General features: G+C 66.5%; 19 protein-coding genes. 5 read left to right on the top strand and 14 right to left on the bottom strand.

Annotation, left to right across the window (positions count from 1 at the left end; all coding sequences use genetic code 11):
* Positions 1-3 precede the first annotated feature (3 nt).
* Positions 4-654: a DUF6064 family protein gene (locus tag Q8S30_RS02765; protein WP_305664509.1), complete on the top strand. Its 651-nt coding sequence runs from the start codon at positions 4-6 to the stop codon at positions 652-654.
* 56 nt (positions 655-710) lie between these two features.
* On the opposite strand, the gene Q8S30_RS02760 is transcribed toward Q8S30_RS02765, so the two are convergent.
* The 5 genes from Q8S30_RS02760 to Q8S30_RS02740 all read right to left on the bottom strand — a co-directional run bounded on the left by Q8S30_RS02760 (position 711) and on the right by Q8S30_RS02740 (position 7,454).
* Positions 711-956 (bottom strand): hypothetical protein, encoded by a 246-nt coding sequence (locus Q8S30_RS02760; protein WP_305664508.1) that lies wholly within the window; start codon positions 954-956, stop codon positions 711-713.
* A gap of 169 nt (positions 957-1,125) precedes the next feature.
* Positions 1,126-2,502 carry an efflux transporter outer membrane subunit gene (locus tag Q8S30_RS02755; protein WP_305664507.1) on the bottom strand — a complete coding sequence of 459 codons (1,377 nt, stop codon included), beginning with the start codon at positions 2,500-2,502 and terminating at the stop codon, positions 1,126-1,128.
* Positions 2,499-5,603 carry an efflux RND transporter permease subunit gene (locus Q8S30_RS02750; RefSeq protein WP_305664506.1) on the bottom strand — a complete coding sequence of 1,035 codons (3,105 nt, stop codon included), beginning with the start codon at positions 5,601-5,603 and terminating at the stop codon, positions 2,499-2,501. The genes Q8S30_RS02755 and Q8S30_RS02750 overlap by 4 nt, the downstream gene beginning before the upstream one ends.
* Positions 5,604-5,607: 4 nt before the next feature.
* Complete coding sequence (locus tag Q8S30_RS02745) at positions 5,608-6,843, bottom strand: efflux RND transporter periplasmic adaptor subunit (RefSeq protein WP_305664505.1); 1,236 nt, start codon at positions 6,841-6,843, stop codon at positions 5,608-5,610.
* Between the two features lie 170 nt (positions 6,844-7,013).
* A complete protein-coding gene (locus Q8S30_RS02740) occupies positions 7,014-7,454 on the bottom strand; it encodes a hypothetical protein (RefSeq protein ID WP_305664504.1) in 441 nt (146 codons plus the stop codon).
* 220 nt (positions 7,455-7,674) lie between these two features.
* On the opposite strand from Q8S30_RS02740, the gene Q8S30_RS02735 reads away from it, so the two are divergent.
* Positions 7,675-8,400 carry a response regulator gene (locus tag Q8S30_RS02735; protein ID WP_305664752.1) on the top strand — a complete coding sequence of 242 codons (726 nt, stop codon included), beginning with the start codon at positions 7,675-7,677 and terminating at the stop codon, positions 8,398-8,400.
* Positions 8,397-9,668 carry an ATP-binding protein gene (locus tag Q8S30_RS02730; protein WP_305664503.1) on the top strand — a complete coding sequence of 424 codons (1,272 nt, stop codon included), beginning with the start codon at positions 8,397-8,399 and terminating at the stop codon, positions 9,666-9,668. The genes Q8S30_RS02735 and Q8S30_RS02730 overlap by 4 nt, the downstream gene beginning before the upstream one ends.
* 51 nt (positions 9,669-9,719) lie before the next feature.
* Here Q8S30_RS02730 and pcaF read toward each other — a convergent pair whose 3' ends face one another.
* Genes pcaF through Q8S30_RS02715 form a run of 3 tightly spaced genes read right to left on the bottom strand, consistent with a single transcriptional unit; the run spans position 9,720 to position 12,333 of the window.
* Entirely contained in the window at positions 9,720-10,919 is a 1,200-nt protein-coding gene (gene pcaF / locus Q8S30_RS02725; protein WP_305664502.1) for a 3-oxoadipyl-CoA thiolase, read from the bottom strand.
* 2 nt (positions 10,920-10,921) lie between these two features.
* Entirely contained in the window at positions 10,922-11,602 is a 681-nt protein-coding gene (locus Q8S30_RS02720; protein WP_305664501.1) for a 3-oxoacid CoA-transferase subunit B, read from the bottom strand.
* A complete protein-coding gene (locus tag Q8S30_RS02715) occupies positions 11,599-12,333 on the bottom strand; it encodes a 3-oxoacid CoA-transferase subunit A (protein ID WP_305664500.1) in 735 nt (244 codons plus the stop codon). Before Q8S30_RS02715 ends, Q8S30_RS02720 begins: the two co-directional genes overlap by 4 nt.
* A 106-nt stretch (positions 12,334-12,439) precedes the next feature.
* On the opposite strand from Q8S30_RS02715, the gene Q8S30_RS02710 reads away from it, so the two are divergent.
* Both Q8S30_RS02710 and Q8S30_RS02705 read left to right on the top strand, forming a co-directional pair.
* A complete protein-coding gene (locus Q8S30_RS02710) occupies positions 12,440-13,201 on the top strand; it encodes an IclR family transcriptional regulator C-terminal domain-containing protein (RefSeq protein ID WP_305664499.1) in 762 nt (253 codons plus the stop codon).
* Between the two features lie 91 nt (positions 13,202-13,292).
* The gene (locus tag Q8S30_RS02705; protein WP_305664498.1) at positions 13,293-13,838 is read left to right on the top strand and encodes a carboxymuconolactone decarboxylase family protein; all 546 of its coding nucleotides are present in this window, start codon (positions 13,293-13,295) and stop codon (positions 13,836-13,838) included.
* Here the strand turns inward: Q8S30_RS02705 and Q8S30_RS02700 are convergent.
* The 6 genes from Q8S30_RS02700 to Q8S30_RS02675 all read right to left on the bottom strand — a co-directional run bounded on the left by Q8S30_RS02700 (position 13,835) and on the right by Q8S30_RS02675 (position 20,423).
* Complete coding sequence (locus Q8S30_RS02700) at positions 13,835-14,623, bottom strand: DNA-binding transcriptional regulator (protein ID WP_305664497.1); 789 nt, start codon at positions 14,621-14,623, stop codon at positions 13,835-13,837. The two genes, Q8S30_RS02705 and Q8S30_RS02700, sit on opposite strands and share 4 nt — an antisense overlap.
* 38 nt (positions 14,624-14,661) lie before the next feature.
* Positions 14,662-15,504, bottom strand: a complete 843-nt coding sequence (locus Q8S30_RS02695) for a fumarylacetoacetate hydrolase family protein (protein ID WP_305664496.1) — start codon at positions 15,502-15,504, stop codon at positions 14,662-14,664.
* Positions 15,505-15,506: 2 nt separating this feature from the next.
* Positions 15,507-17,006 (bottom strand): bifunctional 3-(3-hydroxy-phenyl)propionate/3-hydroxycinnamic acid hydroxylase, encoded by a 1,500-nt coding sequence (locus tag Q8S30_RS02690; RefSeq protein ID WP_305664495.1) that lies wholly within the window; start codon positions 17,004-17,006, stop codon positions 15,507-15,509.
* Positions 17,007-17,008: 2 nt separating this feature from the next.
* Entirely contained in the window at positions 17,009-17,989 is a 981-nt protein-coding gene (locus Q8S30_RS02685; protein ID WP_305664494.1) for a VOC family protein, read from the bottom strand.
* Positions 17,990-18,094: 105 nt separating this feature from the next.
* Positions 18,095-19,096 (bottom strand): TRAP transporter substrate-binding protein, encoded by a 1,002-nt coding sequence (locus Q8S30_RS02680; RefSeq protein WP_305664493.1) that lies wholly within the window; start codon positions 19,094-19,096, stop codon positions 18,095-18,097.
* Between the two features lie 25 nt (positions 19,097-19,121).
* Positions 19,122-20,423 (bottom strand): TRAP transporter large permease, encoded by a 1,302-nt coding sequence (locus Q8S30_RS02675; RefSeq protein ID WP_305664492.1) that lies wholly within the window; start codon positions 20,421-20,423, stop codon positions 19,122-19,124.

Here is a 20,423-nt window from a genome sequence, read left to right as displayed (position 1 = left end):
TCGATGCCTTTTGATCTGGACCAGTTCCTCGCCGTGTTCGTTGCCTACAATCAGGCGATCTGGCCGCTTCAGGTGGTGACATATCTGGTCGGCCTGGCCATTTGCGCCCTCCTGTTCAGGCCGTCGCGTTGGGCGGATGCGAGCATTCTTTCCTTGCTGGCCACGATGTGGGGGGTCAACGCGGTCGGCTACCACATGATCTATTTCGCCGCGATAAACCCCGCTGCGCGGTTGTTTGGCGCGATTTTTCTGGTCGAAGTTCTGTTGCTTGTCGTTTGGGCGTTTCGGGAGCGCGAGGAGCCGATCTTCCATCCAAGGCGCGGAATTGCGACGGGCGCTGGTGTGGTGATGATCGGCTACGCGCTGGTCGGATACCCGCTGCTTGGGGCCTTGATGGGCCATCGATACCCAGCGGTTCCGGTGTTTGGCGTCGCCCCCTGTCCGACCACGATCTTCACGATCGGCGTTCTGGTTCTCGGTCAGTGGCGATCGACCCGCTGGCTGCTGATCATTCCCGTGCTCTGGTCGGCGCTTGGCGGTTCGGCCGCCATTTTGCTGAACGTCCCTCAGGATTTCGGCTTGATCGCCGCCGGTCTTGCGGTGATCCTGATCGCCATGGCGCGGCGCAGGCAATCCAATCTTATCGCAGGGTAGAGCTGTTTCCGGGCCAGCGGCGGTATCAGCCCATCCTTCGCTGCGGGCGATGTAATTCAGAACCCGCCTTGTCGTACTGCCAGCGGCGACCGGACGTCTAGAGCCGGGCCAGTGCCGTCTCCCGCGCCTCTGCCGTCATGGCGCGCCCACAGGAACAGGATATCGGCATACTTTCCGAAATCGAATGGGATCGACGAGTTCAGCATCTGGTACATGGCCCAGCATCCCCAGGTCAGCGAAGCTATGCCGATATACACCGACACCCGCGCCACCAGATCGGCGCGGGCGGTGCCGTCATACATCTCCCTGCCGCCGGGCGGTCCTTGCCTTCGACAAGGACGGCCAGCTGCTGTGAACGTCCCCCGAGGCGAACAGGAATATCGGGCAACCCTGCCTTTCGGGCGATAGGCGCCTTATCGTCGCGGAGATTGGGGACGGGCGGCGGTCAGGCACCGTCACGCGCGGGCAGCCTCACCGCGTTCGTGGAATGGCGCCAACCTCGGCGCCAGCGCCGGTTGCGATCTGCAAGGTCGCCCAGGCCAGCGCGATGTCGCGGCGTGCTGCGGCGACGGCAAGCTCTGCATCCGTCGCGGTGCGCTCGCTGTCCAGAAGGTCGATGGCTGACAGGGACCCGGCGGCATAGCTTTCTTGCGACAGCACGAAGGCGCGGCGGTAGGCCTCTGCGGATTGCTGCAGGGCGGACAGGCGGCGGCGCTGCTGCGTCAGGTCCGACAGGGCGGTCTGCACATCCTCCACCGCCGAGCTGACCTGTGCGCGCCAGGTGATCTCGGCCTCGCGGGCCTCAGCCGCGCGGGTGTCGCGGGTGGCGGAGAGCGCCCCGCGGTTCAGGACCGGCAGCGAAAGCGAGGGGCCAAAGCTCCAGCTTTCCGCGCCCGCCGTGGTGCTGACATTGCCGGAGAGCGAGATGGACGGATACAGCTCTGCCTGCGCCACCCCGACAGAGGCGACGGCCGCGGCCAGATCACGCTCGGCGGACCGGATGTCGGGGCGGTTGCGCAACAGTTCGGCCGGAACGCCGCTGGCAACGGATGCGGTGGGATAGGGCTGCGCCCGGCCCGGCTGCATCTGGGCCAGCAGCGGCCCTGCAGGCCGGTTGAGCAGCGTGGCCAGACGGAACACCGCGCTTTCAAAGCCGGAGACCAGCGTCGGAAGATCGGCCTGCGCGGCGGCCAGCAATCCGCCCGCCTGCACGGCATCGAGCTCTGTGGCGGAGCCTGCATCTTGCCGCTCGCCGATCAGCCGGCTGGTTTCCTGACGCGAGGCTATGCTTTTTCGCGTCAGGGCAATGGCTTCTTGCTGATAGCGGGCGTCGGTATAGGCATCGATTGCCTCGGCCAGCCAGGCAAGGCGCACCGTCTGCAGATCGTCCTGGGCCGAGGCGAGCGAGGCTTTTGCCCGCTCCCGGTCCCGGCGCAGGCCGCCGAAGAGGTCCAGCACAAAGGCCGCGCTGAGGTCGGTGGTGGCGGAAGACCCGGTGCCCGAAACCGACCCCTCGCCCCCGAACCGCTGGCCATTTGCATCCACGCCGCCCGTCGCCGCCGCGGCAAGGCCGGTGCCGCGCACCCCGGCCTCTGCTGCCCGGATCCGCTCCATCGCGGCCATTGTGTCGAGGTTCTGGGCAAGACCCTCGGCAAGCAGCCCGTCCAGCATAGGATCGCGGAAGCCCTTCCACCAGGCGACATTGGCCACCTTGCCGGCACTGCCCTGCCCGCTTCCGACGAAACTTTGCGGCACCGCTGCCGCCGGTGTGGCGTAGTCAGGGCCGACGGCGGTGCAAGCTGTCAGCAAGGCCCCGCAAGACAGCAGAACCATTTTGCGCATGTTCATGCGGTAACTCCTTTTTTCCGAAACCGCTGAACAAGGGTCAGAACGACAACATAGAAGCCGGGCACGAGGAACACCCCGATCACGGTCGAGGCGACCATGCCGCCCAAGACAGAAATGCCGATGGCGTTCTGTGCGGCAGCCCCGGCGCCGGTGGCGATGGCGAGCGGCAACACACCGAGCATGAACGATACCGAGGTCATCAGGATCGGCCGCAACCTTTGGCGTGCTGCCGTGATCCCCGCCTCGATCATGTCCATGCCCTGCGCCTGAAGCGATTGGGCAAATTCGACGATCAGGATGGCGTTACGCGCAGCCAGCCCGATGGTCGCCAGCAGCCCCACCTTGAAGTAGACGTCATTCGCCTGCCCGAAGAGCGTGGCCGCTGCAACCGCGCCCAACACGCCCACCGGCACCGACAGCATCACCGCAAACGGGATCGCCCAGCTTTCATAAAGCGCGGCAAGGCACAGGAACACGATCAAAGCCGACATCGCGTAGAGCATCGGCGCCTGATTGCCCGCCAGCCGCTCCTGATAGGACAGGTCCGACCATGCCGCCGCATAGCCACCGGGCAGGTCTGCCGACAGATCCTCCATCAGGTCCATCGCGTCACCAGAGCTGGTATCCCCGGCGGCGGCGCCGGAGATCGCCAGCGCACGGGCGCCACCGTAGCGCGTGAGCGATGTGGCCACCTCGTCCCAGGTCTGGTTCATGAACGCGGCGAAGGGCACCATCTCGCCGCCCGAATTGCGCGCGTACCAGCTCTCGATGTCCTGAGGCTGCATCCGGTAGGGCGCATCTCCCTGCACGATCACCGGGCGCAAGCCGGTATCCAGCGTGAAATCGTTCACCTCGCGGCCAGAGAAGATGACCGCCAGCATGTCGTTGATGTCCGACAGGGTCAGCCCGAAGGCGCCGGCCTTCTGCTGGTCGATATCCAGCCGCAAGGCCGGCTCGAAGGGATCGTCATTGCCGCGCAGTTCCCCGACCCGCCCGTCGGCAGTGGCATTCGCCACCAGCGTATCGGCAGAGGTTGCGAGGGCTTCTTGCCCGTTGCCGCCCTGATCCAGCAGATACATGCTGAAGCCCGAGGAGTTGCCCAGACCCTGGATCGCGGGCGGCTGCATGAAGATGATCTGCCCGGCGCGATGCCCCATGAAGCGCATGTTGGCCCGCATGGCGAGGGAGGCGGCGTCGAGCCCATCCCGGTCATCGAACGGGTGCAGCTTGATGAACAGCATCGCGGTGTTCTGCCCGCTGCTGCCAAAGCCGAAGCCAAGCGCGGAGAAGGCGGCTTCGACGGTGTCGGCCTCTTCGTTCAGCAGGAAGTCCTCGACCTCGGCGACGATGGCCTCGGTCTGGGCAGTGGTCGCTCCGTCGGACAGGGTGACCATCGCCATCAACACGCCCTGATCCTCTGCCGGCAGGAACGAGGATGGCAGCCGGTCATAGAGCCACCAGGCCCCGAAGGACATCGCACCCAGCAGGATCAGCAGACGGAAGGGCCGCTTGAGGCTGGCCGCGACCGTGGCCACATAGCCATCGGTGCCGCGGTCCAGCGTGCGGTTGAACCAGCGCGCGGGGGCGATGGAGCCCGCGTGGTTGCGCGGGCGCAGCAGGGATGCGCACATGGCCGGGGTCAGCACCAGTGCGACCAGAAGCGACAGCAGCATGGCAGAGATGATCGTGACCGAGAATTGCCGGTAGATCACCCCGGTCGAGCCTTCCATGAAGGCCATGGGCAGGAAGACCGCCGACAGCACAAGCACGATGCCGACCAGCGCGCCCGTGATCTCCTTCATGCTTTTCTCGGTCGCCTCTACCGGCGACAAGCCTTCCTCATCCATGATGCGTTCGACGTTCTCGACGACCACGATCGCATCATCGACCAGAAGGCCGATGGCCAGCACCAGCGCGAACATCGTCAGCGTGTTGATCGAAAGCCCCAGGGCCGAAAGCACGCCAAAGGTGCCAAGCAGCACGATGGGCACGGCGATGGTCGGGATCAGCGTGGCGCGCCAGCTTTGCAGGAAGATCAGGATGACCAGGAACACAAGCACCACCGCCTCGGCCAGCGTCTTATAGACTTGGCTGATGGATTCCTCGACAAAGGGCGAGGTGTCGTAGGGATAGGTAACTTCAACGCCGGCGGGCAAGGCACCGGCCAGACCATCGAGCGCCGCGCGCACGGCGTCTGCCGTATTGACTGCGTTTGCCCCCGTCGCCAGATTGATGCCAAACCCGGCAGCGGGCTGGCCATTGAAGCGCGAAGTGGACTCGTAGCTTTCCAACCCGATCTCAATTCGCGCCACATCGGCAAGGTAGACCGTCGAGCCATCCTCATCCGTACGCAGGATGATCCGCTCGAACTCCTCGATGCTTGTCAGCTGGGATTGCGAGGTCAGCGACACGGTGATCTGCTGGCCCTGCACCACGGGCTGCGTGCCAAGGCTGCCCACCGTCACGGTGGCGTTCTGCGCCGACACGGCGGTGGTCACGTCGCCCGGGGTGACCTGATATTGCACAAGTTTCAGCGGATCGAGCCAGATGCGCATCGCATAGCTTGACCCGAAGCTGTTGATCGACCCCACGCCCTCGACCCGCTTGATCGGCGTCTCGATCGTCTCGGACATGATGTCGCCAAGCTGCGCCGAGGTATAGGTGCCGTCCGAGGAGACCAGCGCCCCCACCATCAGGATCGACGAGGTGGACCGCGAGACGCTGACGCCGCTCGACTGCACGACCTCCGGCAGCGATGAGGTGACAAGCTGCAACTTGTTCTGCACCTGGATCTGCGCCATGTCCGCATCCACATCGTCCCCGAAGGTCAGCGAAATGCTGGACGAGCCAGAGGAGGAGGTGGAAATCATGTAGAGCAGCCCGTCGAGTCCGGTCATGCCGTCCTCGATCACCGTGGTGATCGAATTCTCGACCGCCTCTGCCGAGGCGCCGGTGTAGGATGCACTGATGCGGACGGTGGTAGGCGCGATCTCGGGATATTGCGAGATGGGCAGGCTGGTCATGCCATAGGCGCCCGCAACCATGATGATGATGGCAATGACCCAGGCGAAAACCGGGCGATGGATGAAAAAGCCGGCCATGGGTCTATTCCGATGCTTCTGTGGGGGCCGCCTCGGCGGGGGCAGGTGCGACGGCATCGGCAGGCGCGGCCTCGGCGGCATCGCTGACCACGCCATCAGCATCCAGCGTCACCGGCACCGGCGACACCTCGGCACCGGCGCGCAGGTTGGACAGGCCGTCGACGATGAGCTGGTCGCCCTCCGCAACGCCGGAGGTGATGATCCAGGCATTCTCGAAGCTGCCCGATTCCGTCAGGCTGACCTGTTCCGCAAGGCTCCCCTCGCCCACGACCCAGGCGGTCAGCGTGCCATCGCGCCCGCGGGTCGCCGCGCGCTGCGGCACCAGGATCGCGTCCGAGGTGCCAAGCACAACCTCGCCGCGCACGAACATGCCCGGCAGGATCATGCGGCGCGGGTTGTCGAACTGAAACCGGATCCCAACCGTGCCCGTGGTGGATGACACCGCAAATCCGGGCGACACCAGCGTGCCGGTGCCGCTGTAGACCTTGCCGCTTTCGAGCGTCAGCGACACTTGCAGCTTGTCGTTGACGGTCAGCGCCCCGCTGTCGATATCATCCCGCATCGACAGGATGCGCGAGCTGGGTTCGGTCATGTCGACATAGATCGGGTCCAGCCGGGTGATCGTGGTCAGCGCATCGGTCTGGCCGGCCGTCACCAGATCCCCGACCGACACTTGCGACACATCGGCGATCCCGCTGATCGGGCTGGCAATCTCGGTCCAGGACAGCTCGGACTCGGCAATCTGCAAGTCGGCTTCGGCGCTTTGCACGTCGGCGCGCGCTTCGGCCACACTCGCGCGGGCGCTGTCCACATCCGCCGTGGTGGCGCCGGTGCCCTCCAGCCGCTCCAGCCGGGTCAGGGTGGTTTCGGCCGCGTTCAGCACGGCTTCGGCCTTGGCAACCATCGCTTCCGCCGAGGAGCGCGCCGCCTCATAGCTGGCGGAGTCCAGACGGAACAGCGGGGTTCCGACTTCGACCTGGCGGCCCGGCGAATACAGGATCTCGGTGACCACCCCGCCAACCCGCGGGCGGACCTGCGTTTCCTCAAACGCGACAGCGCGGCCCGGGATGGTGTAGCTGCGCGCGACAGGCTCCAGCGTCAACTCCATCACACCAACCTCGGTCGGCCCGGCAGGGGCGCCTCCGGGCGGGGGGCCGCCTTGGGCGACGGCCGGGCCAGACAGAAGGGCAAGGGCGGCCAGCGCAGGGAACAGGCGGTCGATGCGTAGGGGGGTCAGCATATCTTCTCTTTCCTGTCCGGTGGGGGAGCCCACATGGCGGTCCATCACCCGGGATCCGGGCGCGCCTGATGTCTGTGGTCACCGGCATCGTCACATGCATGTCCGGACGCGGCAAGCGGCGAAGCCTTCCGCGTCCGGAATGGACGTCTGCTGTCGCCCGGCGCTGGGGATTATCTCAGCAGCGTGTCGAGCAGCCCAAGCACGGAAACTACCTTGGACGTGCGGTTGTCGACCAGCACGAGATGGTCGTTGACCACGCGGTATTCCTGCCCGCGCGGCGGCTCTTTGAACCGGCTGCCCTTGGCGCGCTGATACGGCCTGCCGTTCTTGCCATTGTCACCGGCCCGCGGCGAGGCAATGCGCTTCTGGTTATGTTCCGGGGCCTTTTGCGCTGCCGGACGGTTCGTTGCCCGGTCGGGGCTGGCCCGTTCCGCCTGGGGTCTTTGCCCCTGCTGCTGGCCCTGCTGCTGGACAGGCCTCTTGCCTTGCTGCTGTTCACAGCGGCTCTCGCCGGGACGGCAGGCATCGTTGCTGCGCGATTGCGCATGGCTGACCGACACCGACCCGAACATGGTCGCGGCCGCAGTTGCCAGTATGACAAATCGTTTCATCGGGAACTCCTCTTGCAGATCGGTAGGCCGTTCTGCTGCATCGTTCCTAGATGGGGCACGCGTGTATCTGACCGACGTCTGCGCCGTGTCCATTTGTGTCTGGATCATTGATTTTTGTATCCGAACCTTGCGATACGGCCCCCGGCAATGTTCAGAGACAATTTCGCCGGTTGGCGGCTGGCAGGTGGCGTATACTGCGGAAGACACAAGGACCGACGCAATGAACGCCGCCCCGACCATCCTGATCGTCGATGATGACCCCGAAATCCGGGCGCTTCTGGCGCGCTATCTGCTGTCACAAGGGTTTCGCGTGCAGACCGCCGCGAACAGACGGGACTGCGAGCAGCGGCTCGCGCAGAGCCTGCCTGACCTCGTGGTGCTGGACGTGATGCTCCCCGATGGCTCGGGCCTCGACATCTGCCGCGGGCTGCGGGCCCGCCATCCGCAGCTGCCGGTCATTATGCTCACCGCCCTCAAGGAAGATGTGGACAGGATCGTAGGCCTTGAAATCGGCGCTGACGACTATCTTGGCAAACCCTTCAACCCGCGCGAGCTCGTCGCGCGGATCAAGGCGGTGCTGCGGCGGTCGGCACAGGACCAGCCCGCAGAAGCGGAGAGCCGCACCTTTTGCTTTGAAGGCTTCGAGGCCGATACCGATCAGCGGCGCATCCTTGCCCCTGACGGCAAGGAGGTGGAGCTGACCGGGGCGGAGTTCGACCTGTTTCAGGTCTTTCTGGAACGGCCCGGCCGGCTTTTGTCGCGTGATCAGCTTCTGGATCTGACGCAGGGCAAAGAGCGTGATCCGCTGGACCGGTCGATCGATGTGCTGATGAGCCGCCTGCGGCGCAAGCTTGGCGAAAAGTTCGAAGGCCCCTTGTTCAAGACCGTGCGCAACGGTGGCTATCAACTGACGGCCAAGGTCGAAAGCCGGGGCAGCGACAGATGACATCGCTCCGCGCCCGCATCGCCATCTTGCTGATCGTGGCCATCTGTTCGGTGGTCGGCCTCGCAACGCTTGCCGCCAGCCGCGCGTTGCAGCGCCCCGCACCCGAGGCGACGATGGAACCCCTTGCACGGCATCTGCACCTGCTGGCCGACGTGGCTGTGGCCGATCCGGTTGCCGCCCAGGCTGCCGGCCTGCGGATTGAGGACACGCCCGCGACCGGGACCGGAAATGACCGTCTGACGCGGTCGCTCTCCGGCATCTCAAAGCAGATGGGGCATGACATGCCGATCTATGTCACCAATACCGGCGATGGCCTGCCGCTCACCGTTTCGCTTGGCCTAGGGGACACGGGCTGGCTGATCGCCGAAATCCCCAACCTGACGCCGCCGCGAAGCGCGTGGCTGATCTTTTTCATCTGGATGTCGATGATCGTTCTTGGCTCCGTCGTGGTGGCCCTTCACGCTGCCCGGCGTCTGACCATCCCGCTGGAGCTGCTGGAAAGTGCGGCCGAGCGGATCGGCACGGATGGCATCCTGTCCGAGGTTCCCGAAACCGGCACGGTGGAGGTCAGGGCCACCGCAAGGGCGCTCAACCGCCTTTCGCAGCAACTCGGGACGGCGGTGGAAAGCCGGATGCGGCTGGTGGCGGCGGCGGGCCATGATCTGCGCACGCCGATGACCCGGATGCGCCTGCGGGCCGAGTTCATCGAAGACGATGAGGAACGCGGCAAATGGCTGTCGGACATCGAGGAGCTGGACCAGATCGCCGACAGCGCGATCCGGCTGGTGCGCGAAGAGGTCAGCAGGGACGGCGCAGATGTGCTGCGGCTGGATGTGATGGTCGAGGAAATCGCGGAAGAGCTTGGCGAGTTCGGCCATCCCGTCCGCTGCGGTGATCTTGCGCCGCTTTCGGTGCGGGCGGGTCCGCTGGCGCTGCGGCGGGCGCTACGAAACGTGATGATCAACGCGGCGACCCATGGCGGCGGGGCCGACATCACCCTGTCGAAAGACAAGGGTCAGGCCGTCGTCACCATCCGCGACACGGGGCCGGGGATTCCTGAAGCGGTGATCGGTCAGGTTTTCGAGCCGTTCTTTCGCGTCGATCTCGGGCGAAGAAAAACCCTTCCGGGCGCAGGGCTTGGTCTGGCCATCGCCTGTGAGATTGTCGAGCGCTATGGCGGGACGCTGACCCTTCGCAATGCCGAGCCGCATGGTCTGATCCAGCAACTTGTGCTCCCCATCGCCTCTGCCGACGAGGGGGAGGGCTAGCTGCCGGCCTCCTCCCCTTGCAGGCAGCCGCGATCTGAAAGGCCCCCGCGCTCAGACCCGCTCCAGCGCGATTGCGATCCCCTGTCCCACGCCGATGCACATGGTCGACAGTGACCGGCGCCCGCCGGTCAGCTGCAGTTCCAGCGCGGCGGTGCCGGTGATGCGCGCCCCCGACATGCCAAGCGGGTGGCCAAGAGCGATGGCGCCGCCATTGGGGTTCACGCGGGGATCGTCATCCGCCACGCCAAGCTGGCGCAGGGTGGCGATGCCTTGGGCGGCGAAAGCCTCGTTCAGTTCGATCACGTCGAAATCGGCTTGGGTCAGGCCAAGCCGCGCCAGCAGCTTCTGGCTGGCCGGCGCCGGGCCAATGCCCATGATCCGCGGGGGCACGCCGGCGGTGGCGCCGCCAAGCACGCGGGCGAACGGGGTCAGCCCGTATTTCGCCGCCGTGGCCGCATCGGCCAGGATCAGCGCCGCGGCACCGTCATTCACGCCGCTGGCATTACCGGCGGTGACGGAGCCATTCGGGAACAGCGGTTTGAGCTTGGCCAGCGCCTCGGGCGTGGTCGCCCTCGGATGCTCGTCGCGGTCCACCACCAGCGCATCGCCCTTGCGCTGCGGGATCGTCACCCGGGTGATCTCGCGCGCCAGCCGCCCATTGTCCTGCGCCGCGGCCGCCTTGGTTTGCGAGGCCAGCGCCATGGCATCCTGCGCCGCGCGGTCCACCCCATAATCGTCGGCGACGTTCTGGCCGGTCTGCGGCATCGAGTCGGTGCCGTAAGCCCGGTGCATCGCCGGGTTGATGAAGCGCCAGCCGATGGTGGTGTCATGGATTTCGGCCTGACGGCTGAAGGCGGCCTCGGCCTTGGGCATCACGAAGGGCGCGCGGCTCATGCTTTCCACGCCGCCCGCGATCATCAGGCCAGCTTCGCCCGCGGCAATCGCCCGCGCTGCCGTCAGCACCGCATCCATGCCCGACCCGCACAGACGGTTGATCGTGGTGCCGGTCACGCCCACCGGCAGGCCCGCCAGCAGCAGCGACATCCGCGCAACGTTGCGGTTGTCCTCACCCGCCTGATTGGCGCAGCCGAAGATCACGTCATCGACCGCCTCCCAATCCACGCCCGGATTGCGGGCCATCAGCGCGCGCAGGGGCACGGCGCCCAGATCGTCGGGGCGGACAGAGGACAGCGCGCCCGCATAGCGGCCGATGGGGGTGCGGATGTAGTCGCAGATGAAGACGTCGGTCATGATCACAGCTCCGGTACGGTCAGATCGGCCACGGGGCCGTCGAGGTGCAGCGTCGCGCCGGTCAGCGCCTGAAGGTCGTCAAAGGAGAGCGACGCCAGCTTCTCGCGCAGCACGAAGCGGCCGCGGTCCACGTCGATCACCGCAAGGCTTGAATAGATCCGCGTCACGCAGGCGACGCCGGTCAGCGGCAGGGTGCAGCGCTGCAGCAGCTTGGGCTTGCCGTCCTTGGTGACATGGTCGGTGAGGACGGCCACCTGCTTGGCGCCATGCACCAGATCCATCGCGCCGCCGACGGCCGGCACGCCCTTGGGCCCGGTGGACCAGTTCGCCAGATCGCCGGTCTCGGCAACCTCATAGGCGCCGAGGATCGCCACATCGAGATGCCCGCCGCGCACCATGGCGAAGCTGTCGGCATGGTGGAAGAAGGCGGTGCCGGGCTTCAGCGTCACCGCTTTCTTGCCGGCGTTGATCAGGTCCCAGTCTTCGGCCCCCGGCGCGGGCGCCTCACCAAAACCAAGGATGCCATTTTCCGTGTGGAAGATTGCCTCGCGCCCCGGGGGCTGGAACTTGGCCACCATTTCGGGAAAGCCGATGCCGAGGTTCACATAGGCGCCGTCCGCAATGTCCTGCGCGGCGCGCCAGGCCATTTGGCTGGGCGTAAGTTTGATGGGGGTCAATGTCATGCTGCTGCCTCCGGATAGACCGCGCCGGCGCGGTTCAGGTCTTCTTCCTGCGCCGGGTTCGGCACCTCGACCACGCCTTGCACGAAGATGCCGGGGGTCACGACCGCCTCGGGGTCGATCCCGCCCGGTTCGACAAGCTGGCTGACCTGCACGATGGTCCGCGCCGCCGCCATGCACATCAGCGGGTTGAAGTTGCGCCCCGCCATCCGGTAGCTGAGGTTCCCCAGCCGGTCGCCCAGATGCGCCTTCACCAGCGCGACATCTGCCTTGAGCCAGCGTTCCTGCACGTACGAACGTCCCTCGAACTCCGCCACCGGCTTGCCCTGAGCCAGATCGGTGCCAAAGCTGGTGGGGGTGTAGAAAGCCGGGATGCCCGCCCCGCCCGCGCGGATGCGCTCGGCCAGCGTGCCCTGCGGCACCAGCTCCAGCTCGATGGTCCCGGCGCGGTAGGCCTCGGTGAACACCACCGGATCGGCCGAGCGCGGGAAGGAGCAGATCAGCTTGCGCACCATCCCCGCCTCGATCAGCGCCGCGAGGCCGACATGGCCGTTGCCGGCGTTGTTGTTCACAACCGTCAAGTCCCTGGGATGGCCGGTGGCGACAAAGCGGTCGATCAGCGCGTGGATCAGCTCGATGGGCGCGCCAGAGCCGCCAAAGCCGCCGATCATCACGGTCATGCCGTCGTCGATCCCGGCCACGGCGGTGGCAAGATCGGGAAGGGTCTTGTCCATGTTTGCACTCTCCTCAGGTTGAGGAAGGGATAGGGCGGGCGCGCCGCTTCCGTCCACCCAGCTTGTGCGATATGCTGGATTTGTTGACATATCGCACGAGGCCAGCATGACGATCAGCGAACGCGACACGATGGGCGGGCTGGCCAAGGGGCTGCTGGTGATCGAGACCTTCACCGCAGACCGGCCGCGCCAGTCGATTGCCGAGGTTTCTGCGGCCTCTGGCCTCGACCGGGCCACCGCGCGGCGCTGCCTTCTGACGCTGGCCCATCACGGCTATGCCGATTGGGACGGCAAGTTCTTCACGCTGACGCCCCGGGTGCTGCGGCTGGGGACCGCCTGCCTTGCCACCATGCCGCTGCCGCAGATCGTGCAGCCGCTGCTGGATGACCTGTCGGACCGGATCGGGCAAAGCTCGTCGGTGTCGATCCTCGACGGGGCCGAGATCGTCTATGTGGCGCGGGCGGCGCAGCGCAAGGTGATGTCCATCGCGCTGATGCCCGGATCACGCCTGCCGGCCTTCTGCACCTCGATGGGCCGGGTGCTGCTGGCGGCGCGGCCAGAGGCCGAGGCCCGCGCCCTGCTGGAAGCCCACCCGCCGGTGGCCCGCACGCCCTTTACCCGCACCGACCCCGAGGCGATCCTGGCCGAGATCACAAAGGTTCGCGCGCAGGGATTTGCCATTATTGACCAAGAGGTGGAACTGGGCCTGCGCTCCATCGCCGTGCCGCTGCTGAACGCGCATGGGCGGGCGGTGGCCGCCATCAATGTCGGGGTGGCCGCCGTCCATGCCCGGGCCGAGGATCTGGCACCGCTGTTCTTGCGCCCATTGCAGGGCGCGCAGGACAAGGTGAAGCTGGTTCTGCGCTAGGGGCGCCGTTCGCAGGCCGGACACCCGCGGCAAGCGCCTTGCGCCGAACCCGCAGTCAGACTTTCGTGCCCGCAAAGCCAAGGATGATGTGATGACCGCCACTCCCCCCTCTCCCTGCCCGCCGGTGACCGATGCCGACTGGCCCGACAGCATTGCTGACCTGAGGGAGGGGTTTTCCGGGGCACTGAACGTCTATCGCACGATGGCGCATCATCCTGCGCTGCTACGGGCCTGGGCGCCGCTGCGGCAGCATGTAGTCAAGGACAGCGCATTGGGGCTCGAACGCTCCGAGGTGGTGATCCTGCGCGCCGCCCATCGGATGGGGTCAGCCTATGAATGGGCACATCATGTCAGCCGGGCACGCTCGCTTGGGTTTTCCGATGCGCGGATCGCAGCCCTTCGAGCCACGCCTGAGGGCGAAGACGCCCTGATCGCGCAGGCGGTGGATGCACTGTTCGACCTGCGGCGCCTTCCCCCGGCGCTGGAGGCGGAACTGGCCGCGGTGATCGGGCGGGCGGCGGTGATCGACCTGATCGCGACCGTCGGCTTCTATTCCGTGCTTGGCTATCTGCTGATGACCTATGATACGCCGCTGGACGCCGCTATCGCGGCCGAGATGCACGAAGCGCCGCTTTAGCCGGGCAGCGCTGCCGCAATCTTGGCGGTGATTTCCGCCAGCGGCCCGCCGCAGGTGTCGATCGCCGTGCGCGAGGTCATGGCCGACCGGATCCAGATCATCGACACGCAGCCCAGAACATTGCCTTCGAGCACAATCGGCGCCGCCAGCGATGAGGTTTGCGGGCGAAACTCGCCAGCGTCGCGCAGGGCAAGGCCGCGCGCGCGGGTATCCTCGATCATCCGGGCCAGCCAGACGGGTTCCAGAAACGGCAGATCGGCCGGATCGCCGAGCCGCTGCAGATGCGCCACGATCAGCGCCCGTTCCTCCTCGCCGCAGAACGCGAGGTAGGCGCGCCCCGCCGAGGTGCGCAGCAGCGGCAGCCGGTAGCCGATCATCGCCCGGTCGATCGACAGCGGGGATCGGCCATGCGTGGTTTCCTGAATGACCATCGCCGCGTTGTGATAGACGGTCAGGTCCAGCGGCCAGACCAGCCGCGCGCCATAATCGGCAAAGACCGGCGCGGCGGCCTGGCAGAGCTCTGACGTCAGCGCCGATCCATCGCCGAGCGAGGCGGCCAGCCGCGTCACCCGCACCAGATTGGCACTGCCCGAGAACACGACATAGCCGGCCTCCTCCAGTGTCTGCAGCAGGCGGTAGACGCTGGGGCGCGGGATATCGAGCGCCTTGGCAATTTCGCCCGGGCGGGCCTCTCCAACCGAATTCACATGGCGCAAGATGGCAAGGCCGCGCGTCAGGGCTCGCACGGCCTCGGATTTCCGGTCACTGTCGGCAGATTTGGTCATCGGGTCAGAGTGGCACAGCGCCGGGCAAGGCGGAAGGCTCAGACCTCGGCCTTGACCGGGTTCGACAGGGTGCCGATGCCCGAGATTTCCACCTCGCAGACATCGCCATCGCGCATCCACAGCGGCGGCGTGCGCCGCGCCCCCACACCGCCGGGAGTGCCCGAGACGATCACATCGCCCGGCAGCAGCGGCAGGATGGTCGAGCAATAGGCGATCAGCCGCGGGATCGAGGTGATCAGCAAGGACACATCGGTATCTTGCACCACCTGCCCGTTCAGCCGGGTCTGCAGATGCAGTTGCGTCGGATCGGGGATCTCATCCGCCGTCACCATCCAGGGGCCAAAGCCGCCGGTGCTGGCAAAGGTCTTGCCGGGCATGAACTGGTGGGTGTGCTTTTGCCAGTCGCGGACCGAACCGTCATTGTAGCAGGCATAGCCCGCGACATGGGACAGCGCGTCCGCTTCGGCGATGCGGCGGCCTTCGGTGCCGATGATGACAGCCAGTTCGCCTTCAAAATCGAACTCGTCCGATTCCAGTGGCTTGATCAGCGGCTGGCCGTGGCCGATCTGGCTGCCCGGATAGCGTGCGAACAGAACCGGGTTGCTGGTTTCCTCGCGCCGGGTTTCCTGCACATGCGCGTGATAGTTCAGGCCGACACAGATGATTTTGTCGGGGTTGGGGATGACGGGGGCGTGGTCCACCGCGTCAAAAGCGTGGTCCGCCGCCGCCTCCTGCAGCGCCCGGGCGGGGGCAAGGTCGCCCTGGGCAAGGAATTCGCGCAGCGTTTCGGCCAGCCCGCGCCGGCCCAGATCGACGATCCCGGCATCGGTGACAAGGCCCCAGCTTGCGCGGCCCATCGTGGTGAAGGAACAAAGTTTCATGGTCAGACCATCTCCGGTTCTTGAAGTTCGACAGGGTTGGGCAGCACCAGCGCCAGCAGCGCGGCCAGTTCGGCGGGGGTATCGGCGGTGCCAAGGGTGTGGCGGTCGGGGCGAAGCACCGCGGCGCGGGCGCCAAGGCGGGCCAGATGGTGCGCGGCATCGGGGGCGGTTTCGGGGGTGACCAGCGCCACGCCGGGCGGCAGCGAAAGGTTCGCGGCCAGCGCGGCATCGGCCACCACCACGACCCATTGGTGGCGCAGCGCGTCATCCATCAGACGCCCACCCGCAAGCCGCGGCTGGCCGAACAGCAGCCCGGCCTTTTCCCCCGCGCCCAAGCCCGGCCCCAGCGGCGGCGCGATAGATTCCATCCGCGCCGTGCCACTGCTGCCCGGCAGCGCGGCGCGCAGCGCGGTTTCGGTGCCGCAGGTGTTGATCAGCCCGCCAAGGCGCACTGCCGTCTGGATGTATTCGCGCGCATTGGACTTGCGCTCGCTTTCATAGCTGTCCAGCAGCCGTTCGGCCTCGGGCCCCGCCAGCTTGCCCTGACAGGCCAGCGCCAGCTTCCAGTAGAGGTTGGCCGCATCGCGGATGCCGGCGCACATGCCCTGCCCCATGAAGGGCGGCGTCTGGTGGCAGGCATCGCCGGCCAGCAGCAGACGGCCGCGGCGCCAGTCTTCGGCGACCAGCGAGTGGAAGACATAGACCGCCGTCCGCTCCAGCACCGCCTCGGCCGGGGTCAGCCAGGGCGACAGCAGGTCCCAGACCCGTTCGGGCCTTGTGATCTCGGCGGCATCCTCGCCGGGACGGACGGTGATCTCCCATCGGCGGCGGTTGCCGGGGCCGCGCACATAGGTCGCCGGGCGGTCAGGCACGCAATACTGGATGGAATGATCGCCCAGTTCCGGCTTTTCGCCGTTCAACAGCACGTCGATCACCAGCCAGCGCTCGTGAAAGCCGTAATCCTCCATCCCCGTGTCGATGAACCGGCGGATCAGTGATCGGGCGCCGTCGCAGCCCACGACATAGGAGGCGCGGACCCGTTCCACCTTGCCGCGCCGCGTATCCTCGAAGCGCAGGTTCACGCCGTCGCCGGTGTCCTCGACGAAGAACAGGTCGGCGCGGGTGCGCACGGTTACGGTCGGACGGTCCGCCAAACCGATACGCAGAAGCTGCTCCAGATCGGGCTGGTGAAAGCGGAAGTTCGACCGCCAGCCCTGCGGGCCGATGCCCTGCGGGCGCGGCCAGTCCAGTAGCAGCTTGCCCGTCGGATCGACAAAGCGCATTCCGGGGTGGCGGGCCGTCAGCGGTTCCATCGCATCGGCAATGCCGATCCATTGAAACACCCGCATCACCTCGGCATCGAAATGCACCGCGCGGGGCAGATGATAGGCCGCGCCTTCCCGCTCCAGCACCAGCACCTGCAGGCCGCATTGGCCCAGAAGATGCGCCAGCGTGGCGCCCGTGGGGCCAAGGCCCACGATGGCAACGTCGTAGTGGTCCATCCCTACCTCCCTACCTTCGAGAGTTCGCCGTAAAGCCACGGGCAGTCCGCCACTGGGGGCGCCCGCCGCCCGCGTGCCGCTGCATCCATCCGCATGTCGCGCAGCTTCTTGCGGCCGCCCTCCTCGGGCAGATACAGCCGCTCATGCCCCCAGAAGCTCGGGCCGTCATGGGTTTCATGCGGCTCCCATGTGGCAGGCTCGATCAGCCGCCCGCCCCAGCCGTTTTCCACGAAAAAGCCAGAGGGCGTGTGGGCGTAATAGCTGGTCATGTAATCGTTGGTGTGCCGCCCCAGCGTATAGGCGACGCCGTTTTCGCGTTGCTGGGCAAGGTCATAGCCCTGCCCCACATCGTCAAGGTTCTGGAACTCGACCATGAAATGATGAAAGCCCTGCTGGCCCGAGCCGACCATCGCGAAGCTGTGATGCCGCTCGTTCAGGTGGAAGAAGTACAGGCCATAGGGCTTCAGCCCGTAATCCGAGACATGGAAGTCCAGCAGGTCGCGGTAGAAGGGCATCATCACCCCGATGTCCTTCACGTGCAGCACGGCATGGCCCATCCCCAGCGGCCCGGTTCGGAAGCCGTCGATCGGGCGGCCCGGCACGAAAGGATCGCTGGCGATCATCGGGGCGTGGAACAGCTCTACCCGGTTGCCGGCCGGATCCTCAAACCAGATCAGATCTCCCACAAAGCGCCGGTCGGCCAATGCGCGGCTGCCGATCTGCACCGGCACGCCGGCCGCATCCAGCCGCGCGGCATAGGCGCTCAGATCATCCTTCTGCGCCACCTCGAAGCCAAGGAAGGCCAGCGTTTCTCCCGGTTCGTCCGAGACCAGCAGGCGCTGAACCTTGTCGTCCATGCGGAAGGCCACGGCCTTGCCGCCACGGTCGATCTTCTGCATCCCCAGCAGATGGCCCGCGAACTCCGACCATTCGTCCAGCCTGTCAGAGCGCACGCCGAGATATCCCAGTGCATTGATTGCCATGGTCATTCCTTCGGGTTCAGTTTCAGATATGCCACCTTGCCGCATCGGCAGGTGGCGGCCCAAAGCGGATGCCCCGTCCGTCCGGCTGACGGACAGGGCGCGGGGTCAGTTGCCGGCGACGGCGCGCGCGGTGTCCAGCGCTCCCTGTGCGGCCGCGGGATCGGCCTGCCCGGCCACCCAGGCCTCGGCCGCCGGCGCAAGGACCGCCTGCCATTCCGCGACCGCGGCTGCGTCAAGGTCGATGAACTTCACCTTGCCCGCGGCACGGAACGACGCTTCGATCTCGGCATCCGTGGCATCGACGACCCCTGCGATCCATTCCGCCATGACCCGGCCTGTAGCGGCCTCCAGCGCCGCGCGATCCGCTTCCGGCAGGCTGTCCCACGCCGCCTTGTTCATCAAGATCGCCATCGGCGAGGCGGTAAAGCGCAGCGAGGTGATGGCGGGCGCCACCTCATCGAGCCGGAAGGTGCGATAGGCATCCATCACCCAGACGGCGCCCGACACCACGCCGCGTTCGAGGTTTTCGTAGACCTGCGGCGCCGGGATCGCCACGCCCGAGGCGCCCAGCATCGCCAGAAGCTCTGACCCGAAGGGCGAGGGCGTGCGCAGCTTCAACCCGCCCAGATCGGCCGGGGTGGCGACGCCCTCCCCGCTCATCAAGAAACGGTAGCCGGGCGTGGTGAACACCGCCAGCACCTTGTAATCGGCATATTCGGCCTCCAGCGCGCCGTCATCGGCCAGCGCGTTCAGGATCGCCGTGCCCTCGGCCGAGGTTTCGACCAGCCCCGGCACCTCGACCACGCCCGACATCGGGAACAGCCCCGGCGTATAGGTCGGCACCACCAGCGCTACATCGGCGACACCGGCCTTCACCAGCTCTGCCTGCGCGGGCGGCGCGCCGAGGATAGAGCCGGGATAGAGCCGGAAGCTGGTACCGCCGGTCAGCTGCGGGTTGACCTGGTCGATCCAGGCCTGAAGCACCTTGGAAGAATAAAAGCCCTGCGCCGGTTCAAAGGATGACACGCGCATCTCGCGCGCTTCGGCGGCAAGGGGCACGGCCAGTACAAGGGCGAGTGCGGCGGATCTCAGAGTAAAGTTCAGCATGGGTTCCTCCCTGGAAGTCCAATGTTCAGAAAGCGTTCAGTGGCAGCCATGTGACCAGCGCCGGGATGGCGATGATGATGCAGACGCGGATCAGGTCGCTGATCACGAAGGGTGTGACGCCGCGCCAGAGCTCCAGCATCTCGATCTCGGGATTCGTGGTCTTGATGACGAAAAGGTTCATCCCCACCGGGGGCGTGATCAGCCCCATCTCGACCACCATCACCGCGAAGATGCCAAACCAGATCAGGTCGATGCCGGCGGCCTGCGCGACCGGCACGAACAGCGGCACCGTCAGCAGCAGCATCGCGAGGCTGTCCATCAAGGTGCCAAGCAGCAGGTAGATCGCCAGCATCAGCAAGATCACCAGCAGCGGCTGATCGAGGATGCCGGAAAACAGCCCGGTCAGCGAGAACGGCAGGCCAGACAGGGCAAGGAAGAAGTTGAAGAGGTTCGCCCCGATCAGCACCAGATACAGCGCACCGCAGGTCAGCGCGGTATCCATCGCCGCGTCGAGAAAGCCCGCCCAGGACAGCTGCCGCGACAGTACGCCATAGGCCAGCACCACCGCGGCGCCGATGGCCGCCGTCTCATTCGCGGTGAACAGGCCAGTGTAAAGCCCGCCCATGATCAGCCCGAAGATGCCGACCGGCGGCAACAGCGCCTTCAGCGCCGCCCGGCGCTCCGCCCCAACTGCGCGGGGCCGTTCGGGCGCGGTGGACCAGCCCATCCACAGCGGGACCCAGATCGCCAGACAGTAGAGCGTGATGGCGATCACAATGGGCCCGACCGTCGCCAGCAGCAGCGAGCGGATCGATTGTTCGGCGATAAAGGCGTAGATCACCAGAACCGTCGAGGGCGGGATCAGGATCCCCAGCGTGCCACCCGCCGCGACGGACCCCGCCGACAGCGACCGCGAATAGCCCGCCGCCTGCATCTCGGGCAGGGCGATGCGGCTCATCGTGGCGGTGGTCGCCAGCGACGAGCCAGAGATCATGCCAAACCCCGCCGAGGCGCCGATGGTCGCCAGCGCCAACCCGCCGCGGCGGTGCCCCAGCAGGATCGACATGGACTGATACAGCCGCCCCGACAGCCCGCAATGCGCCGCCAGGTTGCCCATCAGCACAAACAGCGGCAGCATTGTCAGCGTGTAGTTGGTCACGCTGTCCCAGATCGTGGTGGCGCCGATGACCATCGCCCCGCCGGTGCCGATGATCAGCGCCGATCCGGCCAGCCCCACCAGCCCCAGGGCCACGGCGACCGGAATTTCCACGAAAATCATGAAGATGGCCGCGGCGAAGCCGAGCCCGCCCAGAAGAAGACCGCTCAT

It is taken from the genome of Frigidibacter sp., assembly GCF_030695035.1.
Taxonomy (GTDB): domain Bacteria; phylum Pseudomonadota; class Alphaproteobacteria; order Rhodobacterales; family Rhodobacteraceae; genus Frigidibacter.
Note: the sequence above shows the minus strand (reverse complement) of the source record. Positions and strands in the feature narration are given on the sequence as shown.

Coding starts and splice junctions, on each gene's coding strand:
- Q8S30_RS02765 (WP_305664509.1), top strand. CDS start 4: ATGCCTTTTGATCTGGACCAGTTCCTCGCCGTGTTCGTTGCCTACAAT.
- Q8S30_RS02760 (WP_305664508.1), bottom strand. CDS start 956: ATGTATGACGGCACCGCCCGCGCCGATCTGGTGGCGCGGGTGTCGGTG.
- Q8S30_RS02755 (WP_305664507.1), bottom strand. CDS start 2,502: ATGAACATGCGCAAAATGGTTCTGCTGTCTTGCGGGGCCTTGCTGACA.
- Q8S30_RS02750 (WP_305664506.1), bottom strand. CDS start 5,603: ATGGCCGGCTTTTTCATCCATCGCCCGGTTTTCGCCTGGGTCATTGCC.
- Q8S30_RS02745 (WP_305664505.1), bottom strand. CDS start 6,843: ATGCTGACCCCCCTACGCATCGACCGCCTGTTCCCTGCGCTGGCCGCC.
- Q8S30_RS02740 (WP_305664504.1), bottom strand. CDS start 7,454: ATGAAACGATTTGTCATACTGGCAACTGCGGCCGCGACCATGTTCGGG.
- Q8S30_RS02735 (WP_305664752.1), top strand. CDS start 7,675: ATGAACGCCGCCCCGACCATCCTGATCGTCGATGATGACCCCGAAATC.
- Q8S30_RS02730 (WP_305664503.1), top strand. CDS start 8,397: ATGACATCGCTCCGCGCCCGCATCGCCATCTTGCTGATCGTGGCCATC.
- pcaF (WP_305664502.1), bottom strand. CDS start 10,919: ATGACCGACGTCTTCATCTGCGACTACATCCGCACCCCCATCGGCCGC.
- Q8S30_RS02720 (WP_305664501.1), bottom strand. CDS start 11,602: ATGACATTGACCCCCATCAAACTTACGCCCAGCCAAATGGCCTGGCGC.
- Q8S30_RS02715 (WP_305664500.1), bottom strand. CDS start 12,333: ATGGACAAGACCCTTCCCGATCTTGCCACCGCCGTGGCCGGGATCGAC.
- Q8S30_RS02710 (WP_305664499.1), top strand. CDS start 12,440: ATGACGATCAGCGAACGCGACACGATGGGCGGGCTGGCCAAGGGGCTG.
- Q8S30_RS02705 (WP_305664498.1), top strand. CDS start 13,293: ATGACCGCCACTCCCCCCTCTCCCTGCCCGCCGGTGACCGATGCCGAC.
- Q8S30_RS02700 (WP_305664497.1), bottom strand. CDS start 14,623: ATGACCAAATCTGCCGACAGTGACCGGAAATCCGAGGCCGTGCGAGCC.
- Q8S30_RS02695 (WP_305664496.1), bottom strand. CDS start 15,504: ATGAAACTTTGTTCCTTCACCACGATGGGCCGCGCAAGCTGGGGCCTT.
- Q8S30_RS02690 (WP_305664495.1), bottom strand. CDS start 17,006: ATGGACCACTACGACGTTGCCATCGTGGGCCTTGGCCCCACGGGCGCC.
- Q8S30_RS02685 (WP_305664494.1), bottom strand. CDS start 17,989: ATGGCAATCAATGCACTGGGATATCTCGGCGTGCGCTCTGACAGGCTG.
- Q8S30_RS02680 (WP_305664493.1), bottom strand. CDS start 19,096: ATGCTGAACTTTACTCTGAGATCCGCCGCACTCGCCCTTGTACTGGCC.
- Q8S30_RS02675 (WP_305664492.1), bottom strand. CDS start 20,423: ATGAGCGGTCTTCTTCTGGGCGGGCTCGGCTTCGCCGCGGCCATCTTC.